Raw genomic sequence first — 15,676 nt, 5'->3', positions numbered from 1 at the left:
GTCCCTCGGGCCGCCGACCGCCGGGCCGCTGTCTACTGACGCCGTTTCTTGCCGTCGAGCTCGTCCCACCACTCGTCCGACTTCGGGTCGCCGGACGGATCGTCCCACCAGCGGTCCTCCGGCCCCCGCCGGTTGGCGACCATCGCCGCGATCGGCGGGATGACCATGGCGACGACGCACATCCCTATGGCGACGGGCATCGACCAGAGCCGCACGACGGCCCAGGCGGACACGAACAGGACGATGCATCCGCCCATCAGCAGGAAATAGCCGCGACGGCGCCGGGCGTACATGCTTCAAGCGTAGGCCCCGGCCGGGCGCAGGTGAACGGCGCGAAGGGCCGTACCCCGGTTCAGAAGGCGTCCAACCCCCTGGGGTACGGCCCTCCGGCCGATCTGTGCCGCGGATCAGACCGCGATGGCCACCTCGGAGAGGCCACCGGTCTGCGCGACGACCGTGCGGTCGGCGCTGCCGCCGGGTACGAGCGCCCGCACCGTCCACGTGCCCTCGGCCGCGTAGAAGCGGAACTGTCCGGTCGCCGAGGTCGGGACCTCTGCGGTGAACTCGCCGGTCGAGTCCAGGAGGCGGACGTAGCCGGTGACGGGCTCGCCGTCGCGGGTCACGCTGCCCTGGATGGTGGTCTCACCGGGCTTGATGGTCGAAGCGTCGGGGCCGCCGGCCTTTGCTCCACACATGGCGTTCTGTCCTTCTGGTCGGGGGTCGTGCTGGTCCGGGTCGTGCGGAGTTACTTGTTGGCGCCGAGCTCGATCGGCACACCCACGAGGGAGCCGTACTCGGTCCACGAACCGTCGTAGTTCTTGACGTTCTCGACACCGAGCAGCTGGTGCAGCACGAACCAGGTCAGCGCGGAACGCTCACCGATGCGGCAGTACGCGATGGTGTCCTTCGCCAGGTCGACCTGCTCGGCCTCGTAGAGGGCCTTGAGGTCTTCGTCCGACTTGAACGTGCCGTCGTCGTTGGCGTTCTTCGACCACGGGATGTTGCGGGCGCTCGGCACGTGGCCGGGGCGCTGCGACTGCTCCTGCGGCAGGTGCGCGGGGGCGAGCAGCTTGCCGCTGAACTCGTCGGGCGAACGCACGTCGACCAGGTTCTGGTTGCCGATCGCGGCCACGACGTCGTCGCGGTAGGCGCGGATCGACTCGTCCTGGGCCTTCGCCTTGTACTCGGTGGCCGGGCGGGACGGGATCTGGTCGCCGTCGACCAGGTCGCGGGAGTCCAGCTCCCACTTCTTGCGGCCGCCGTCGAGCAGACGCACGTCCTGGTGGCCGTACAGCTTGAAGTACCAGAACGCGTAGGACGCGAACCAGTTGTTGTTGCCGCCGTAGAGGACGACCGTGGTGTCGTTCCCGATGCCCTTCTCCGACAGGAGCTTCTCGAAGCCGGCCTGGTCGATGAAGTCGCGGCGGACCGGGTCCTGGAGGTCCTTGGTCCAGTCGATCCGGATCGCGTTCTTGATGTGGTTCTTCTCGTACGCCGAGGTGTCCTCGTCGACCTCGACAAGGGCGACCTGCGGGTCGTCGAGGTGGGCCTCGACCCAGTCGGCGTCTACGAGGACGTCACTGCGGCTCATTCTGTTCTCCTCCGGGGCAGTCTGCGGCGAGATGGTGCGTGATGCGGGATGTACGGGGCGCGGGTTTCAGCGCGTACACACATGCACGGGGGCTGGCCCTGACAGCGGTCGAAGGGCCGGGAATGCGGGATGCGTCGATCCCCGCTCAGACGGTGCGACAGAGCATGGCGGCGATGCGGCACAGGTCTACTGCCCGCCGCTTCGTGAGATCCGCCTGTCGCTTCATGCGTCCGATCGTAGGGACGTGCGGGCGGCCATGTCACCGTTGTGTCGCATCTTGAGACACGATCGTCCACACTGTGGTACGTGAGCGGGTGGGCACCGCCTCGCGCACCGATCCCCGGCCGGCCGGGCCGCTCGGTCATCTACAGGTCGGACAGGTCCGTCTCATTATGTGGCGCGACGGGCCACCAGGACCCCTACCCGGCCGCGACACGGGTTACGTGTCGAATCACCGGCCCGTTTGCGGGCCGGACCGCTGCCGGCTGCCGGCCCGGCCGTTCATCCGCCGAGCGGGATGTCCGAACCCGTCACCGAAATCTCCAGGCCGTCCCTCGTCGGCTCGATCCTCTGCAGCTTCAGGCCGTTCGGCAGGGCGCCGACCTCCCGCTCGAAGTCGGTCTTCTTGCGCACCAGACCTTCGAGGCCGGGGATGCCCTCACCCGGCACCTTGTCCGCATGCACCCGGACGGTGTGCCCGTCGACCAGCGTGACGGTGGAGGTCACGCTGCGCGAGAGCGTCCGGCCGAGGATGTCGACGGTGCCGGTCACCTTCACCTTGCCGTTGCCGCCGTACTCGACCACGACACCGTCGTCGGCCACATGCGTCAGGTCCTCGTACGAGATGGTCGCCGTGCCCGTGGCGCGGGCGGCGGTGGCACTGGAGAAGCCGCCGGACAGCGTGATGTCGTGGAGTTCGGCGTTCATCTCGCTGATCCGGATCCTGCGCCCCGCCGCGGCGGTCTCGATGCCGGTGAGCCTGATGTCGACCTCGTCGAGCGTGGATCCGGCGACCTGTGTCAGAAACGGGAAACCCTTGATGGAGACGTCCGTCGAGTCGACCGTGGAGCCGCTGATGTCGACCCTGCCCTCGGCCTCCGACTCGGCGAAGTACACCGCCGCCCGGTCCACGGCGATGAAGACTCCGCCCAGAACCACCACGATGACCAGCAGTATTCGCAGTGCGCGCATGCCCGTTCTTCCCCCACCCTGCATCCGTTCCGGCCGGACCCCTGGTGTCCGTGCGCCTGCTGTGGCTGCACGGCACACCCGGGGGGACCGACGAGCGGGGGGTCCTCCCCGGTTCCCGGGCCGGTACACAGGTATCGGCCCGGGCCCGCGGGGGCGGAGGTCGTGCCGGGTCAGGAGAGCGCGCGGCCGATCAGGTAGACGGCGGGCGCAGCGGCGGTCAGGGGCAGCGCCACACCGGCGGTCATGTGCACGAAACGTGACGGGTAGTCATAGCTGGCCGCCCGCAGCCCGATCAGCGCGCAGCCACCGGCCGCGAGCCCGAGGAGGGCACCCTTCGCGCCGAGGTCGGTCAGCCCGCCGGCCGCGACACCGGCGCCCGCTGCGGCGAGCAGGGCGACGACCACCGAGGCCGGTCCGGGCAGCGGCAGCGCCCGGGCGAGCACGGCGACCGCGACGGACACGCCGCCCACCGTCACCGCATCCGGCACCGCGGCAAGGTGCCCGGCGGCGAGGATCGCCAGGGCCGCCGAGGCGACGGTGGCCATCAGCCCGTACATCCGCTCGTCGGCGCCCGCGTGGCTGCGCAGCTGGAGGACGACGGTGAGCAGCACCCAGACGCCGAGGGTGCCGAGGATCGCCGCCGGAGCGTTCTCCCGCCCCGCGGCGAGCAGCACGACATCGGCGACGACCCCGCCGGCGATGGCGAGCGCGATGCCCTGCCTGGCCGGCCACATGCCGTTCAGCCGGAACCAGCCCGCGGCGGTCACGGCCTGGAGCAGCACCAGCGGTACGAACAGGGCGTACTGGCCGATCGCGGCACCGAGGGCGAGCAGCAGCCCGAGCCCCGCGGTGATCGCGGCCGGCTGCATGCCCGGCTCGATGATCGGCGAACGGCCCTCGGCGCGGGCGCGCTGGGCGTCGGTGATGCGGCTGTTGCCCAGTGTGGTGGGGGCGCCGTAGCCGGAGGTGTCCTGTGCGGCGGCTTCCGCCGCGACTGCGCCGGGGGCGGCCGGGGCGGCCTGGACCTCGGCCGGCAGCGGGTAGGAGCCCGTGGCGCCCTGCGGCGGCTGCGGAGCGGCCTCGGCGTACGGCTGCTCGTACTGCTGCTGGGCGTACGGCTGCTCGTACTGCTGCTGGGCGCCCGGCTGCTCGTACTGCTGCGACTGCCCGTACTGCTGCTGGGCATAGGACGGCCCGTCCTGCTGCGGCTGCCCGTGATGCGGCTGCGGCGCGGGCTGGACGGCCGGCTGGTACTGGGTGTCCCAGGTCTGGCCCTCCCAGGTCTGTGTGACGCCCGGGTCCTGGAACGCCTGGCCGTTCGGGTCGTACGGGGCCTGCTGCCCGTACGGCTGCTCGCCGTACACCGCCTGCGGCTCCTGTCCGTGCCCGTACGCGTAGCCGTACCCGGCACCCGGTCCCGTCCCGGACTCCTGTCCGTACGGATGCTGCTGATCGCTGCTGCTCATGTTCTGCGGTTCACCCTCCTGCGAACGGCGGGAGCACCTCGACCGTGCCGCCCTCGGCAAGGCGTACGGTCTCATGGCTGCGGGTCCCGACGGGGTCACCGTCGATCAGGAACGAGCACCTCTGCAGCACTCGGGTGAGCTCACCGGGGTGCTTCTCACGCACCGCGTCGAGCGCCTCGGCGAGCGTCACGGCTGTGTACGGCTCCTCCGCGGTCCCGGCGGCGGCCTTGGCGGCGGCCCAGTAGCGGATGGTTACCGCTGGCATGGCGACGCTCCCTTCGTCTCGCGTCAGCTGTCCATGATGAATCACGCGGCCACCGACCAGTCCGCGATACGGGTGAGCAAGCTCTCGTCCGCCGCGTTCTCCGCGTGCCCCATGCCCCGCTCCAGCCACAGTTCGGCGCCACCCCGGGCCGCGCCGGCCAGCATTCTCGGGTGGTCGAGCGGGAAGTACGGGTCCTGGTCGCCGTGCACGATCAGCAGCGGGGCCGGGGCGATCAGCGGGACGGACTCGACCGGGGAGAGCGGCACGGGGTTCCACTCGTTGCGGTCGATCCGGGTGCCGAAGCCGTACCGGCCGACCAGCCGGCCGACGGGCCGGGTCACCACCCAGTGCAGCCGTCGCATCGGGGCCGTCCCCCGGTAGTACCAACGGGCGGGCGCACTCACGGCAACCACTGCATCCGCATGCGCTTCCGTGCGCCCCCCGTGCGCGGGAACCGGACGGGCAGTCCCCCTCGTGGCCTCGGTCGTACCGGGCGCCGTATACAGCGCGCCGTGCCGAAGCACCACGGAACCACCCATCGAGAACCCGACCGTAACCACACGGCGGTGTCCGAGGGAGCGCGCCCAGGCCACCGCGGCAGCCAGATCCAGCACCTCGCGGTCACCCACCGTCGACCGCCCGCCGGACCCGCCGTGCCCCCGGAAGGAGAACGTGATCACCGCCGCACGCTGGGCGAACACCCGCGCCGCCCGCCGCACCGCGGGCCGGTCCGCCGCGCCCGTGAATCCGTGCGCGACCACGATCGCCGTACCGGCGCCGACCGGGCCGGTGCCGGGCCCGGCACCGGTCGTACACGGTTCGTACACCGCCTCGATCGACAGCCCGTCATCCGTCCGCAATGTCGCACGCCGGGCTCCCGGCGTGATCAAACAAACAGGGGAACTCCGAGACGGACTCTCGGACACAGAACTCATGTGGGCTATTCTGCTGGGAAGAGGATCCGGGCAACGCAGCCCCCGGGTCCTTTTGTGCTTTCCCCGCGTTGTTACGACGACGTTTCGACAAGCTCAGCGGGCCCAGGGCGCGGGGCCGCACCGTAAAACCCGTGTGACAGATGTCGTGCGGGAACACCGTAAAAACGTACGAAGAAGTGCCGCATACTCCCCCGGGCCCCGCCCGGGAGTGCCCCTCTCGCAGGGAACGAGGAGGACCGACGTAATGGGCGAGCAAGGCGAGCAAACCGTGCACGATCATCGACCGACGACCCAGGCAGGTGGGCGGCGATGAGTTCACTGCTGCTTCTGACGAATGCCCTCCAGCCGTCGACGGAGGTGCTTCCCGCTCTCGGTCTGCTGCTGCACAACGTGCGGGTGGCCCCTGCCGAGGGCCCCGCTCTCGTCGACACCCCCGGTGCCGACGTCATCCTGGTCGACGGGCGCCGCGACCTGCCGCAGGTGCGGTCGCTGTGCCAGCTGCTGCGGTCCACCGGACCGGGCTGTCCGCTGATCCTCGTCGTGACGGAGGGCGGTCTCGCGGCCGTCACCGCCGACTGGGGCATCGACGACGTGCTGCTGGACACGGCCGGACCGGCGGAGGTCGAGGCGCGACTGCGGCTGGCCACCGGCCGGCAGCAGATCACCTCCGACGACTCCCCGATGGAGATCCGCAACGGCGATCTGTCGGTCGACGAGGCGACGTACAGCGCGAAGCTGAAGGGCCGGGTCCTCGACCTGACCTTCAAGGAATTCGAACTGCTCAAATACCTCGCACAGCACCCGGGCCGCGTCTTCACCCGCGCCCAGCTGCTCCAGGAGGTCTGGGGCTACGACTACTTCGGCGGTACGCGGACGGTCGACGTGCATGTCCGGCGGCTTCGCGCCAAGCTCGGCCCCGAGCACGAGTCGCTGATCGGCACGGTCCGCAACGTCGGCTACCGCTTCGTCGCGCCGGAGAAGGTGGAGCGCGGGGCCGAGGAGGCCAAGGCGAAGGCGGCCAGGGCGGGGGTGGACGCGCCGGCCGGAGCCCTCACCCGTCCGGAGCATTCGGAGGTAGCCGAGGTCACGGAAGAAGCCCCGGTCCGGCCTGCCAACAGGTAGGTCCATCCGCGTAGACTGCCGCGCGTGGCCAAGGTGACGCGGGACGATGTGGCGAGACTGGCGGGGACGTCGACCGCGGTCGTCAGCTACGTCATCAACAACGGACCCCGGCCGGTTGCCCCGGCCACGCGCGAGCGGGTACTCGGCGCGATCAAGGAGCTGGGCTACCGCCCCGACCGGGTCGCCCAGGCGATGGCGTCACGGCGGACCGATCTCATAGGGATGATCGTTCCGGACGCCCGCCAGCCGTTCTTCGCGGAGATGGCGCACGCGGTCGAACAGGCCGCGGCCGAGCGCGGAAAGATGGTCCTGGTCGGCAACTCCGACTACCGCGACGAGCGCGAGGTCCACTACCTGCGGGCCTTCCTCGGGATGCGGGTCTCCGGGCTGATCCTGGTCAGCCAGGGCCCCAGCGAGCGGGCGGCGGCCGAGATAGAGGCGTGGGACGCGCGGGTCGTGCTGCTGCACGAGCGCCCGGAGGCGATCGATGACGTCGCGGTCGTCACGGACGACATCGGCGGCGCGCAGCTGGCCACCCGGCACCTGCTCGAGCACGGCAACGCGTACGTGGCGTGCCTCGGCGGCATGGAGACGACTCCGGCGGTCGGCGACCCGGTCGCCGACCACGTCGAGGGCTGGCGCCGGGCGATGCACGAGTCGGGGCGGTCGACCGAGGGCCGGCTCTTCCAGGCCCCGTACAACCGTTACGACGCCTACCGGGTGGCGCTCGGGCTGCTGGCCGGCCCGGACCGCCCGCCGGCGATCTTCTGCTCGACGGACGACCAGGCCATCGGGGTGCTGCGGGCGGCGCGCGAACTGCGGATCGATGTGCCCGGTGAGCTCGCGGTGGCGGGCTTCGACGACGTGAAGGAAGCGGGTCTGACCGACCCGCCGCTGACCACGATCTCCTCGGACCGCCCGGCGATGGCGCGCGCCGCGGTGGACCTGGTGCTCGACGACGCGCTGCGGGTGTCGGGGTCGCGGCGGGAGCGGCTGAAGCAGTTCCCGTCGGCCCTCGTGGTGCGGCGGTCGTGCGGGTGCGGGGAACCGGCGGCCGGTCTCCTGCGGTAGGCGGCCCGACGCCCGTACGGCCTTTATATCGGGCATACGCGGTTCTGCCGGGCTTCTCAGCGCCCGCTCAGGCTTCTCTCATGTTCCGTGGCCACAGTCGTAGACATGACTGAGAGCCAGCGCCCGAGCGGCGAGTACCCGACGTACCCCTCGTACGGCAACGGCGACGCGGCCTACCCGCCGCCGCCTGCGTACCGGCCCGCGCAGCCGATCTCCACGGGCCCCGCAACCACCGTGTGGCCCGGCAACGGCGGCGCCGACGGTCGCAGTGGCGGCGGCGACGGCTACGGCGGCCACGGCCAGGGGCTGCCGCAGCCCGCCCCCCGGCCTTCTGGGCACGGACGCCGGGTCAGGCGGCCGGTCGTCCTCCTGGCGGCCGTGGCCATCGCGGCGGCGGTCGTCGGCGGGGTCACCGCCACCGCCATCGGCCAGTTCACCGACGCCGGCTCCGGCGGCACCGGCAGCAGTGGTGTGGTCAGTGGCACGACGGTCTCGCAGAGCAGTGCGGGCACCGTTGCCGGCGTCGCGAAGGCGGTGTCGCCGGCGATCGTCGAGATCGGTGCGACCTCGACCGCGGGCGAGTCCACCGGCTCCGGAGTGGTCATCACGTCCGACGGCGAGATCGTCACCAACAACCACGTCGTCGCGGGCGCCTCCTCGATCAAGGTGACGCTGAGCACCGGCAGGACGTACACCGCGAAGGTCCTCGGCACCGACGCGGACAAGGATCTCGCGCTCATCGAGCTGCAGGGCGCGAGCGGGCTGAAGACGGCCACGCTCGGCGACTCGTCCGGGGTCCGGGTCGGCGACCAGGTCGTCGCGATCGGCTCGCCCGAAGGCCTCACCGGCACCGTCACCAGCGGCATCGTCTCCGCGCTGAACCGCGATGTCACCGTCGCCAAGGACAGCGAGGACGGCCAGGACCGGGGGCAGCAGGGCGGGGGCGACGGCGGCTGGCCGTTCCGGTTCGGCGGGCAGCAGTTCAACGGCGACACCGGCGACTCGACCACCACGTACAAGGCCATCCAGACGGACGCCTCGCTCAACCCCGGCAACTCGGGTGGCGCGCTCATCAATATGAAGGGCGAGATCATCGGCATCAACTCGGCTATGTACTCGGCGAGTTCGTCCGACGGATCGAGCAGCTCCGGTGCGGGCAGCGTCGGTCTCGGCTTCGCCATCCCGGTGAACACGGTCAAGGCCGACCTGGACACGCTGCGGTCCGGCAACGACGGCTGAGGCGTCCGGCCGTGAACCACCCGCCCTGCACCCCCACCGGCACCGCCCGCCGCGCAGGCCGGGGCGCACGACGCCGCGCCACGGCCGTGCGAGGCTGAGAGCGGGGCGAAGAGCCCCGGACAGGACCCCGGACACAGCGAACACAGCCCGGAAACAGAGAAGAGGACGACGAGCGATGAGCCCCGCCGAAGACGATCCGCAGCGCATCCTGATCGTCGACGACGAGCCCGCCGTACGCGAGGCCCTGCAGCGCAGTCTCGCCTTCGAGGGATACGCCACGCAGGTCGCCGTCGACGGACTCGACGCGCTGGCCAGGGCGGAGTCGTACGCCCCCGATCTGATCGTCCTCGACATCCAGATGCCGCGGATGGACGGCCTGACCGCCGCCCGCCGCATCCGCTCCACCGGCGCCACCACCCCCATCCTGATGCTCACCGCGCGTGACACGGTCGGCGACCGGGTCACCGGGCTCGACGCGGGCGCCGACGACTACCTGGTCAAGCCGTTCGAACTGGACGAGCTCTTCGCCCGCATCCGGGCCCTGCTGCGCCGCAGCTCGTACGCGGCCGCGACGGGCGGCGACGTCGCCGACGCCAATGTGCTGTCGTTCGCCGATCTGCGGATGGACCTCGCCACCCGTGAGGTCACCCGCGGTTCGCGCCGCGTCGAACTGACCCGGACCGAGTTCACGCTGCTGGAGATGTTCCTGGCCCACCCGCGGCAGGTGCTGACCCGCGAGCAGATCCTGAAGGCGGTCTGGGGCTTCGACTTCGAGCCGAGCTCCAACTCCCTGGACGTGTACGTGATGTACCTGCGCCGCAAGACGGAAGCGGGCGGGGAACCGCGGCTCGTGCACACGGTGCGCGGCGTCGGGTACGCGCTGCGGGCCGGCGGGGGCGAGGGGTGACGGTCGTGCTGCGCCGGTTCCGCGCGCTGCCGCTCCGCTCCCGGCTGGCCATGCTGGTCGCGACCGCGGTGGCGGTCGCCGTGGCGGCCGTGGCCCTGGCCTGCTGGCTGACCACCCGGGACCGGCTGATCGAGCAGCTCGACAGCAGCCTCCGGCAGGTCAATGTCGGCCAGCAGACCGTCGAGACTCTCCATGCGGCCTGCCTGCAGGGGCTGCCGCAGGACAGCGACTCCGGCGGGCCGGAGATCCCCTACACGATCCAGGTCGTGACGCCCACGAGCACGAAGCCGTGCACCTGGCCGGGCAAGTCCGCGATTCCGGTGCAGTCCGCCGACCGGGCCGTCGCAGCCGGGGAGCAGCGGGACGCGGTGCACACAACCGAGGCGAAGGACGGCGTCAAGATGCGCGTCTACACCTCGGAGGCCCACATCGGCCCACTGGTCCGGCCCGGTCTCGCCGTCTCGGTGGCGTTGCCCATGGAGCAGGTCACCGCCCCCCTCAACCAGCTCGCGGTCGTCCTCCTCATGGTGTCCGGCATCGGCGTCATCGGCGCGGGCGCCGCCGGCCTGTGGGTCGCCCGCACCGGTCTGCGCCCCGTGGACGAACTCACCGAGGCCGTCGAGCACGTCGCCCGCACCGAGGACCTCACGCTCCGCATCCCGGTCGAGGGCGAGGACGAGATCGCCCGGCTGTCCCGCTCCTTCAACTCGATGACCGCCTCCCTCGCCACGTCCCGCGACCGGCAGTCGCAGCTGATCGCGGACGCCGGCCACGAGCTGCGCACCCCGCTGACCTCGCTGCGTACGAACGTGGAGCTGCTCGCCCGCAGCGAGGAGACCGGCCGGCCGATTCCTCCGGACGACCGCAGGGCGCTGATGAAGTCCGTCACGGCGCAGATGACCGAACTGGCATCCCTCATCGGCGACCTCCAGGAGCTGGCCCGCCCCGATGCGGCCAGGAGCGGCCCGCTGCAGGTCGTCGGCCTGCACGACATCGCGTCCACCGCCCTGGCGCGGGCCGGGCTCCGCGGGCCCGAGCTGACCATCACCGCGCACCTCGAGCCCTGGTACGTGCGGGCCGAGCCGGCGGCGCTGGAGCGGGCGGTCGTCAACGTCCTGGACAACGCGGTGAAGTTCAGTCCGCAGCACGGCACGATCGAGGTGGCCCTGCGCGGCGGGGAGCTGACCGTACTGGACCGGGGTCCTGGCATCCCGCCCGAGGATCTCCCGCACGTCTTCGAGCGCTTCTGGCGCTCCCCGTCCGCCCGCCAGCTGCCCGGCTCGGGCCTGGGCCTGTCGATCGTCGCGCGTACGGTCCAGCAGTCCGGCGGCGACGTCGCACTGCGCCCGGCGCCGGGCGGCGGCACGGAGGCCTGGATCCGTCTGCCGGGCGCCCCGCAGCCACCGCCGGAGACGACGGGGACCTGACGGCCGCCCAACGGATCGGGGCCTGCGGGGCACGTGCGCCGCGGCCCCGGCCGTGCTCCGCCGGACCGGCCCGAGGGGTGTCCCGTCATCCCTGGTGGATCGGCGCGCGGCGTCGGACCTGGTGCGTCGCACGGCGGAGGAGCGGCCTCGTACGGGGCGTATCCGGGTGTTCCGGCAATGCAGCGAGGTGCCGCAGCTGTCGTCGTGCGCCCGCCAGGGATGACGGGACAGCGCTCATTCCGGGACGGGCCCCGTCGCCTGGCGCACGGCGGCCACCGTGCTCGCCTCCACTGCCGCGACGCCCGCTTCGCTCGCGGGCCCCAGGCCGTGACGGGCCGCCAGCCAGGAGGCGTCGTTGCAGGTCACCCAGGTGTCACCGGCGGCGTCCTGCCAGGCCAGGGCCTTCGACGGGAGGTCGATGCCGGCGGTCTGCCGGTCCTGCATCAGCTGCGTCCCGCCCTCGGGCTTGCCGAAGATCAGCAGCTCGGTCGGCCGGAGCTCCAGGCCGATGCTGGCGGCGTGGTCCGCGTGGTCGATCCGCGCGAACACCTGGAACCCCGAGGCGGTGATCGCCTCCTGGAGCCGGTCGATCGTCTCGTGGACCGTCCCGTGCCCGGCAACGGTGACCAAGCCGTCATCTGCGTCTGCAGTCATGATTCCGACACTATGCGAGGCCCTGCCCCGAACCGCTGACCACAGCGGGGCGGTGGGCCGGATGGCCCACCGCCTCGCTCACCCGGTCGTCCGGCCTACTGGACGACCGTGATCCGGTCCGTCGCCGGCGGGGCCAGCGGCGCCGCGGCCGACGAGTGCGCCGCCAGGTACGCGTTGAACAGGTCCAGGTCGGACGGGCCGACCAGCTTGTTGGTGCCCTGTCCGAGCGCCGCGAAGCCGTCGCCGCCGCCGGCCAGGAACTCGTTCATCGCGACGCGGTACGTCGCGGCCGGGTCGATCGCCGCACCGTTCAGCTTGATCGTGCCGACGACGACGCGGTCCGCACCCGTCTTCGTCATGTCGAGGGTGTACGTGAGGCCCTTGGACACCTGCAGGATCTTCGGGCTGGCCTCGTTGGCGCCGCTGACCTGCTGCTGCAGCGCGCTGATCAGCTGGGCGCCGGTCAGGTCGACGACGTTCATCATGTTGGTGAACGGCTGCACGGTGAACGACTCGCCGTACGTCACCACCCCGTCGCCCTCACTGCCGGTCGACTTGAACACCAGGTCCGCGCGGATGCCGCCCGGGTTCATGAGCGCGACGACCGCCCCGCCCTTGTCCGCCGGGGCCATGCCCTCCAGCTGTGCGTCGGCGATCAGGTTGCCGAGCGGCTTCTCGGGAGCCGTGGAACCGCGGCCGTTGATGTCGGCGGAGATGAAGCCCTGCGGCTTGCTCGCGATGGGGGCCGCGAGGACGTTCCAGCGGGCGATCAGGTCCGTCATGTCGGTGGCCTTGGGCTGGTCCCGGGTGACGATGTGGTTGGCCGAGGTCGGGTTCGACGAGCTCGTCGTCTTCACCGCCGTGCGCACGATGTCCTTGGTGCGGCGGTCGTACGTGAGGGTCGTGTCCGTGTACAGCTTGCCGAACGACGACGCCGAGGTGACCAGGCGCGGGTTGCCCGCCGGGTCCGGCACGGTGCACACGTACGCCTGGTGGGTGTGGCCCGTGACCAGCGCGTCGACCTTCGGGCTGATGCCCTTGGCGATGTCCACGATCGGCCCGGAGATGCCGTCACCGGCGCCGGGGCTGTCGCACTTGTAGTTGTACGAGGAGGATGCCGGAGCCCCGCCCTCGTGGATGAGCGCGACGATGGACTTCACGCCCTGCCGGTCGAGCTCCTTGGCGTACTTGTTGACGGTCTCGATCTCGTCGTGGAACTTCAGGCCCTTGACGCCGTTGGCGGTGACGATGTTCGGCGTGCCCTCCAGGGTCACCCCGATGAAGCCGATCTTGACGCCGTTCTTCTCCCACACCGTGTAGGGCTTGAGGATCGGCTTGCCGGTCTTCTCGCTCGTCACGTTGGCGGCGAGATACGGGAAGTCGGCGCCCGGGAACTCCTTGCCCTGCTCGTAGCACCCCTCGACCGGGTGGCAACCGCCGTTCTGGAGACGGGCCAGCTCGGTGGCGCCCTCGTCGAACTCGTGGTTGCCGACGGTTGTCACATCGAGGTCGATCTTGTTGAGCGCCTCGATGGTCGGCTCGTCGTGGAAGAGGCCGGACAGCAGCGGGCTGGCACCCACCATGTCGCCGCCGGCCGCGGTGATGGAGTACGGGTGGCCCTTGCGCGCGGTGCGCAGCGAGGAGGCGAGGTACTCGACACCACCGGCCGGAATGGTCTTCGTCGTGCCGTCGGCCTGCGTCTCGGTGACGTTGCCGGCCGAACCGGCCGGCGGCTCCAGGTTGCCGTGCAGGTCGTTGAAGGACAGCAGCTGGACGTCGACGGTACGCGCGGGCACATGGTGTCCGTGACCGTGGTCCTGGGCGCCGGCCGGCATCGCGGCGACGAGCGCGCCTATGGTGGCCAGCCCGGCTGCGGCGGACAGCACCCGCCGTGACGCACGGTTCTTCTGCGGTGTCGCTGACATCGATCCCCTTGTGAGTTCAGCGGGAGTTCAGAGGGAGGCTTCGGCCCGCAGCCTAGAGTCAACGCGCGTAGCGCGACAGGTGTTTCGAGTTACGAACTGGTTGCCTTGTGGTCAGTAAGTGGACCAAGTCCCGCGCATCACCCGCATGGCGTACATATACGGCGGGCGTACACGGGCGCAGACGCGATGGCGCGGGACCGGACAGTCCCGAACTGCCTTCCGGCTGCTGCCGGATGACCGGCGGAGCCAAGCCGGGCGCGTGGGCCCCGGCGCAGGTACGGGAACACCCCGGCGCCGGCGCCGGGGCCTCGCCCGCAGCACGGACGACGTACCGCACCGTGCCTGCGAACAGCTCGACCGGGGGCACGCCCCGGGCCGTCGGCCCCGACCCTCCCCCACCTCCCCCCGCCCCGCCGTACGCTCGTACGCATGACGACTGATGTACCCCTCCCCGCCCCCGGGCGCGAGATCCAGACGCTGGACGTGCTCTCCGACGACCAGGCCGCCGCCGTCCTCGACCTGCTCGGTGAGGCCACCCGCGCCGACGGCCGGCCCGCGGTCTCCGAGCAGGGGCGGCTGCAGCTCAGGGGCGGGAGCCGGGAGGGCGTGCGGCATCTGCTGCTCACCCTGTCCGGGACCCTCGTCGGGTACGCGCAGCTGGAGGACACCGACCCCGTCGAGGCGCCGGCCGCCGAACTGGTCGTGCACCCCTCGTACCGGGGCCAGGGACACGGCCGGGCGCTGGGTGCCGCACTGCTCGCCGCGACCGGGAAGCGGCTGCGCGTCTGGGCGCACGGCGGGAAGTCCGCGGCGCGCCATCTCGCCCAGGTCCTCGGCCTCTCCCTCTTCCGTGAACTGCGGCAGCTGCGCCGCACCTTGAGCCCGCTGGACATCGCGGAGCCCGTACTGCCGCCGGGCGTCACCGTCCGCACCTTCGTGTCCGGCCAGGACGACGCCGCCTGGCTCGCGGTGAACAGCGCCGCCTTCGCCCACCACCCCGAGCAGGGGGCGCTCACCCAGCGCGACCTGGACGACCGCAAGGCCGAGCCGTGGTTCGACCCGAAGGGCTTCTTCCTCGCCGAGCGCGATGGCGAGCTGATCGGTTTCCATTGGACCAAGGTGCACGCCGAGGAGCAGCTCGGCGAGGTGTACGTCGTCGGCATCCGGCCCGACGCGCAGGGCGGCGGCCTCGGCAAGGCGCTCACCGCGATCGGGCTGCGCCATCTCGCCGCCGAGGGGATGCCGACCGCGATGCTCTACGTCGACGCCGACAACAAGGCGGCCCTGTCGGTGTACGAGCGGATGGGATTCGCCACCCACGAGGTGGACCTGATGTACCGCACGGAGTCCTGAGGCCGCACGGCTTCTCCCGGGGGCGGCGCCACGCGCCGCCGCCCCTTGAAGGACGTCCTCGCCGCACACGGCCCGTTCACGGTGATCCTGGTCCTGGGAGCCGTACGCAGCGGACCGCGGCCCCTGCGGACGGCGATCAGCACCGCCGCGGACGGGACCGGGATGCCTGCCGGGTCTGCACCGTCGGGACCGGCCGTGTCACCGGCAGCGGTGCCCGCCCGCCGATGGAGGTCTTCCGGCCCCGACGGCCGGCGAGGCCCGGCGCCTCGCCGAGCACGGCGTCACCGACCACCATCCGGCCTCGCGCCCCGGCTGCCCCGGCCGGCCGGGGCCGGCATCCTGCCCGTCCTCGGCGCCACCGCCCGTCGCCGGAGGCGGTTCACGCGGGTCGGCCCGGGCCCAGCTCGGGCCGACCGCCACCCCGGCCGGGCGCCCCGGACGGCACACCCGCGGCAACCCCGCCACCGCACACCGCTTCCTGCACGTCATGTCGCCGTTACCGCCCATTCAGAAGCGCTTGCGACCCTCTC

15 protein-coding genes are annotated in these 15,676 nt (G+C 71.6%); 6 read left to right on the top strand and 9 right to left on the bottom strand.

The genetic code is table 11. The features are described from left to right. Positions 1-32 precede the first annotated feature (32 nt). The 7 genes from OG878_RS21625 to OG878_RS21595 all read right to left on the bottom strand — a co-directional run bounded on the left by OG878_RS21625 (position 33) and on the right by OG878_RS21595 (position 5,448). Positions 33-293 (bottom strand): DUF3099 domain-containing protein, encoded by a 261-nt coding sequence (locus OG878_RS21625; RefSeq protein ID WP_328888305.1) that lies wholly within the window; start codon positions 291-293, stop codon positions 33-35. A 114-nt stretch (positions 294-407) separates the two neighbouring features. Continuing rightward, positions 408-695 (bottom strand): DUF1416 domain-containing protein, encoded by a 288-nt coding sequence (locus OG878_RS21620; protein ID WP_030925040.1) that lies wholly within the window; start codon positions 693-695, stop codon positions 408-410. 50 nt (positions 696-745) lie between these two features. Continuing rightward, complete coding sequence (locus OG878_RS21615) at positions 746-1,591, bottom strand: sulfurtransferase (protein ID WP_328888304.1); 846 nt, start codon at positions 1,589-1,591, stop codon at positions 746-748. A 501-nt stretch (positions 1,592-2,092) separates the two neighbouring features. Then, the gene (locus OG878_RS21610) at positions 2,093-2,782 is read right to left on the bottom strand and encodes an LmeA family phospholipid-binding protein (protein WP_328888303.1); all 690 of its coding nucleotides are present in this window, start codon (positions 2,780-2,782) and stop codon (positions 2,093-2,095) included. 170 nt (positions 2,783-2,952) lie between these two features. Beyond that, positions 2,953-4,248, bottom strand: a complete 1,296-nt coding sequence (locus OG878_RS21605; protein WP_328888302.1) for a hypothetical protein — start codon at positions 4,246-4,248, stop codon at positions 2,953-2,955. A 10-nt stretch (positions 4,249-4,258) separates the two neighbouring features. Next, positions 4,259-4,513, bottom strand: a complete 255-nt coding sequence (locus tag OG878_RS21600; protein ID WP_328888301.1) for a MoaD/ThiS family protein — start codon at positions 4,511-4,513, stop codon at positions 4,259-4,261. Between the two features lie 41 nt (positions 4,514-4,554). Then, a complete protein-coding gene (locus tag OG878_RS21595) occupies positions 4,555-5,448 on the bottom strand; it encodes an alpha/beta hydrolase family protein (protein ID WP_443049139.1) in 894 nt (297 codons plus the stop codon). A gap of 309 nt (positions 5,449-5,757) precedes the next feature. Here OG878_RS21595 and OG878_RS21590 point away from each other — a divergent pair, with 309 nt between their 5' ends. The 5 genes from OG878_RS21590 (at position 5,758) to OG878_RS21570 (ending at position 11,214) form a co-directional block, all read left to right on the top strand. Continuing rightward, positions 5,758-6,570, top strand: a complete 813-nt coding sequence (locus OG878_RS21590; RefSeq protein ID WP_328888300.1) for a response regulator transcription factor — start codon at positions 5,758-5,760, stop codon at positions 6,568-6,570. Positions 6,571-6,594: 24 nt separating this feature from the next. Further along, positions 6,595-7,641 (top strand): LacI family DNA-binding transcriptional regulator, encoded by a 1,047-nt coding sequence (locus OG878_RS21585; protein ID WP_328888299.1) that lies wholly within the window; start codon positions 6,595-6,597, stop codon positions 7,639-7,641. Positions 7,642-7,746: 105 nt separating this feature from the next. Further along, complete coding sequence (locus OG878_RS21580; RefSeq protein WP_328888298.1) at positions 7,747-8,880, top strand: S1C family serine protease; 1,134 nt, start codon at positions 7,747-7,749, stop codon at positions 8,878-8,880. Between the two features lie 175 nt (positions 8,881-9,055). Continuing rightward, positions 9,056-9,787, top strand: coding sequence for a response regulator transcription factor (locus OG878_RS21575; RefSeq protein WP_328888297.1), 732 nt, complete (start codon positions 9,056-9,058; stop codon positions 9,785-9,787). A gap of 50 nt (positions 9,788-9,837) precedes the next feature. Continuing rightward, positions 9,838-11,214 carry a sensor histidine kinase gene (locus OG878_RS21570; RefSeq protein WP_328891323.1) on the top strand — a complete coding sequence of 459 codons (1,377 nt, stop codon included), beginning with the start codon at positions 9,838-9,840 and terminating at the stop codon, positions 11,212-11,214. A 234-nt stretch (positions 11,215-11,448) separates the two neighbouring features. Here the strand turns inward: OG878_RS21570 and OG878_RS21565 are convergent, their stop codons facing one another. Both OG878_RS21565 and OG878_RS21560 read right to left on the bottom strand, forming a co-directional pair. Next, the gene (locus OG878_RS21565) at positions 11,449-11,868 is read right to left on the bottom strand and encodes a DUF302 domain-containing protein (protein ID WP_328888296.1); all 420 of its coding nucleotides are present in this window, start codon (positions 11,866-11,868) and stop codon (positions 11,449-11,451) included. Between the two features lie 95 nt (positions 11,869-11,963). Next, complete coding sequence (locus OG878_RS21560) at positions 11,964-13,793, bottom strand: bifunctional metallophosphatase/5'-nucleotidase (protein WP_328888295.1); 1,830 nt, start codon at positions 13,791-13,793, stop codon at positions 11,964-11,966. 429 nt (positions 13,794-14,222) lie between these two features. Here OG878_RS21560 and mshD point away from each other — a divergent pair, with 429 nt between their 5' ends. Beyond that, a complete protein-coding gene (gene mshD / locus OG878_RS21555; protein ID WP_328888294.1) occupies positions 14,223-15,146 on the top strand; it encodes a mycothiol synthase in 924 nt (307 codons plus the stop codon). Positions 15,147-15,676 lie beyond the last annotated feature (530 nt).

The sequence above is a fragment of the Streptomyces sp. NBC_00316 genome (assembly GCF_036158715.1).
Lineage (GTDB): Bacteria > Actinomycetota > Actinomycetes > Streptomycetales > Streptomycetaceae > Streptomyces.
The sequence above is the reverse complement of the archived record's forward strand: the minus strand, read 5'-3'. Positions and strand labels throughout refer to the sequence as shown.

Coding starts and splice junctions, on each gene's coding strand:
- OG878_RS21610 (WP_328888303.1), bottom strand. CDS start 2,782: ATGCGCGCACTGCGAATACTGCTGGTCATCGTGGTGGTTCTGGGCGGA.
- OG878_RS21580 (WP_328888298.1), top strand. CDS start 7,747: ATGACTGAGAGCCAGCGCCCGAGCGGCGAGTACCCGACGTACCCCTCG.
- OG878_RS21570 (WP_328891323.1), top strand. CDS start 9,838: ATGCTGGTCGCGACCGCGGTGGCGGTCGCCGTGGCGGCCGTGGCCCTG.
- OG878_RS21620 (WP_030925040.1), bottom strand. CDS start 695: ATGTGTGGAGCAAAGGCCGGCGGCCCCGACGCTTCGACCATCAAGCCC.
- OG878_RS21600 (WP_328888301.1), bottom strand. CDS start 4,513: ATGCCAGCGGTAACCATCCGCTACTGGGCCGCCGCCAAGGCCGCCGCC.
- OG878_RS21575 (WP_328888297.1), top strand. CDS start 9,056: ATGAGCCCCGCCGAAGACGATCCGCAGCGCATCCTGATCGTCGACGAC.
- OG878_RS21615 (WP_328888304.1), bottom strand. CDS start 1,591: ATGAGCCGCAGTGACGTCCTCGTAGACGCCGACTGGGTCGAGGCCCAC.
- OG878_RS21625 (WP_328888305.1), bottom strand. CDS start 293: ATGTACGCCCGGCGCCGTCGCGGCTATTTCCTGCTGATGGGCGGATGC.
- OG878_RS21605 (WP_328888302.1), bottom strand. CDS start 4,248: ATGAGCAGCAGCGATCAGCAGCATCCGTACGGACAGGAGTCCGGGACG.
- OG878_RS21565 (WP_328888296.1), bottom strand. CDS start 11,868: ATGACTGCAGACGCAGATGACGGCTTGGTCACCGTTGCCGGGCACGGG.
- OG878_RS21595 (WP_443049139.1), bottom strand. CDS start 5,448: ATGAGTTCTGTGTCCGAGAGTCCGTCTCGGAGTTCCCCTGTTTGTTTG.
- OG878_RS21590 (WP_328888300.1), top strand. CDS start 5,758: ATGAGTTCACTGCTGCTTCTGACGAATGCCCTCCAGCCGTCGACGGAG.
- mshD (WP_328888294.1), top strand. CDS start 14,223: ATGACGACTGATGTACCCCTCCCCGCCCCCGGGCGCGAGATCCAGACG.
- OG878_RS21560 (WP_328888295.1), bottom strand. CDS start 13,793: ATGTCAGCGACACCGCAGAAGAACCGTGCGTCACGGCGGGTGCTGTCC.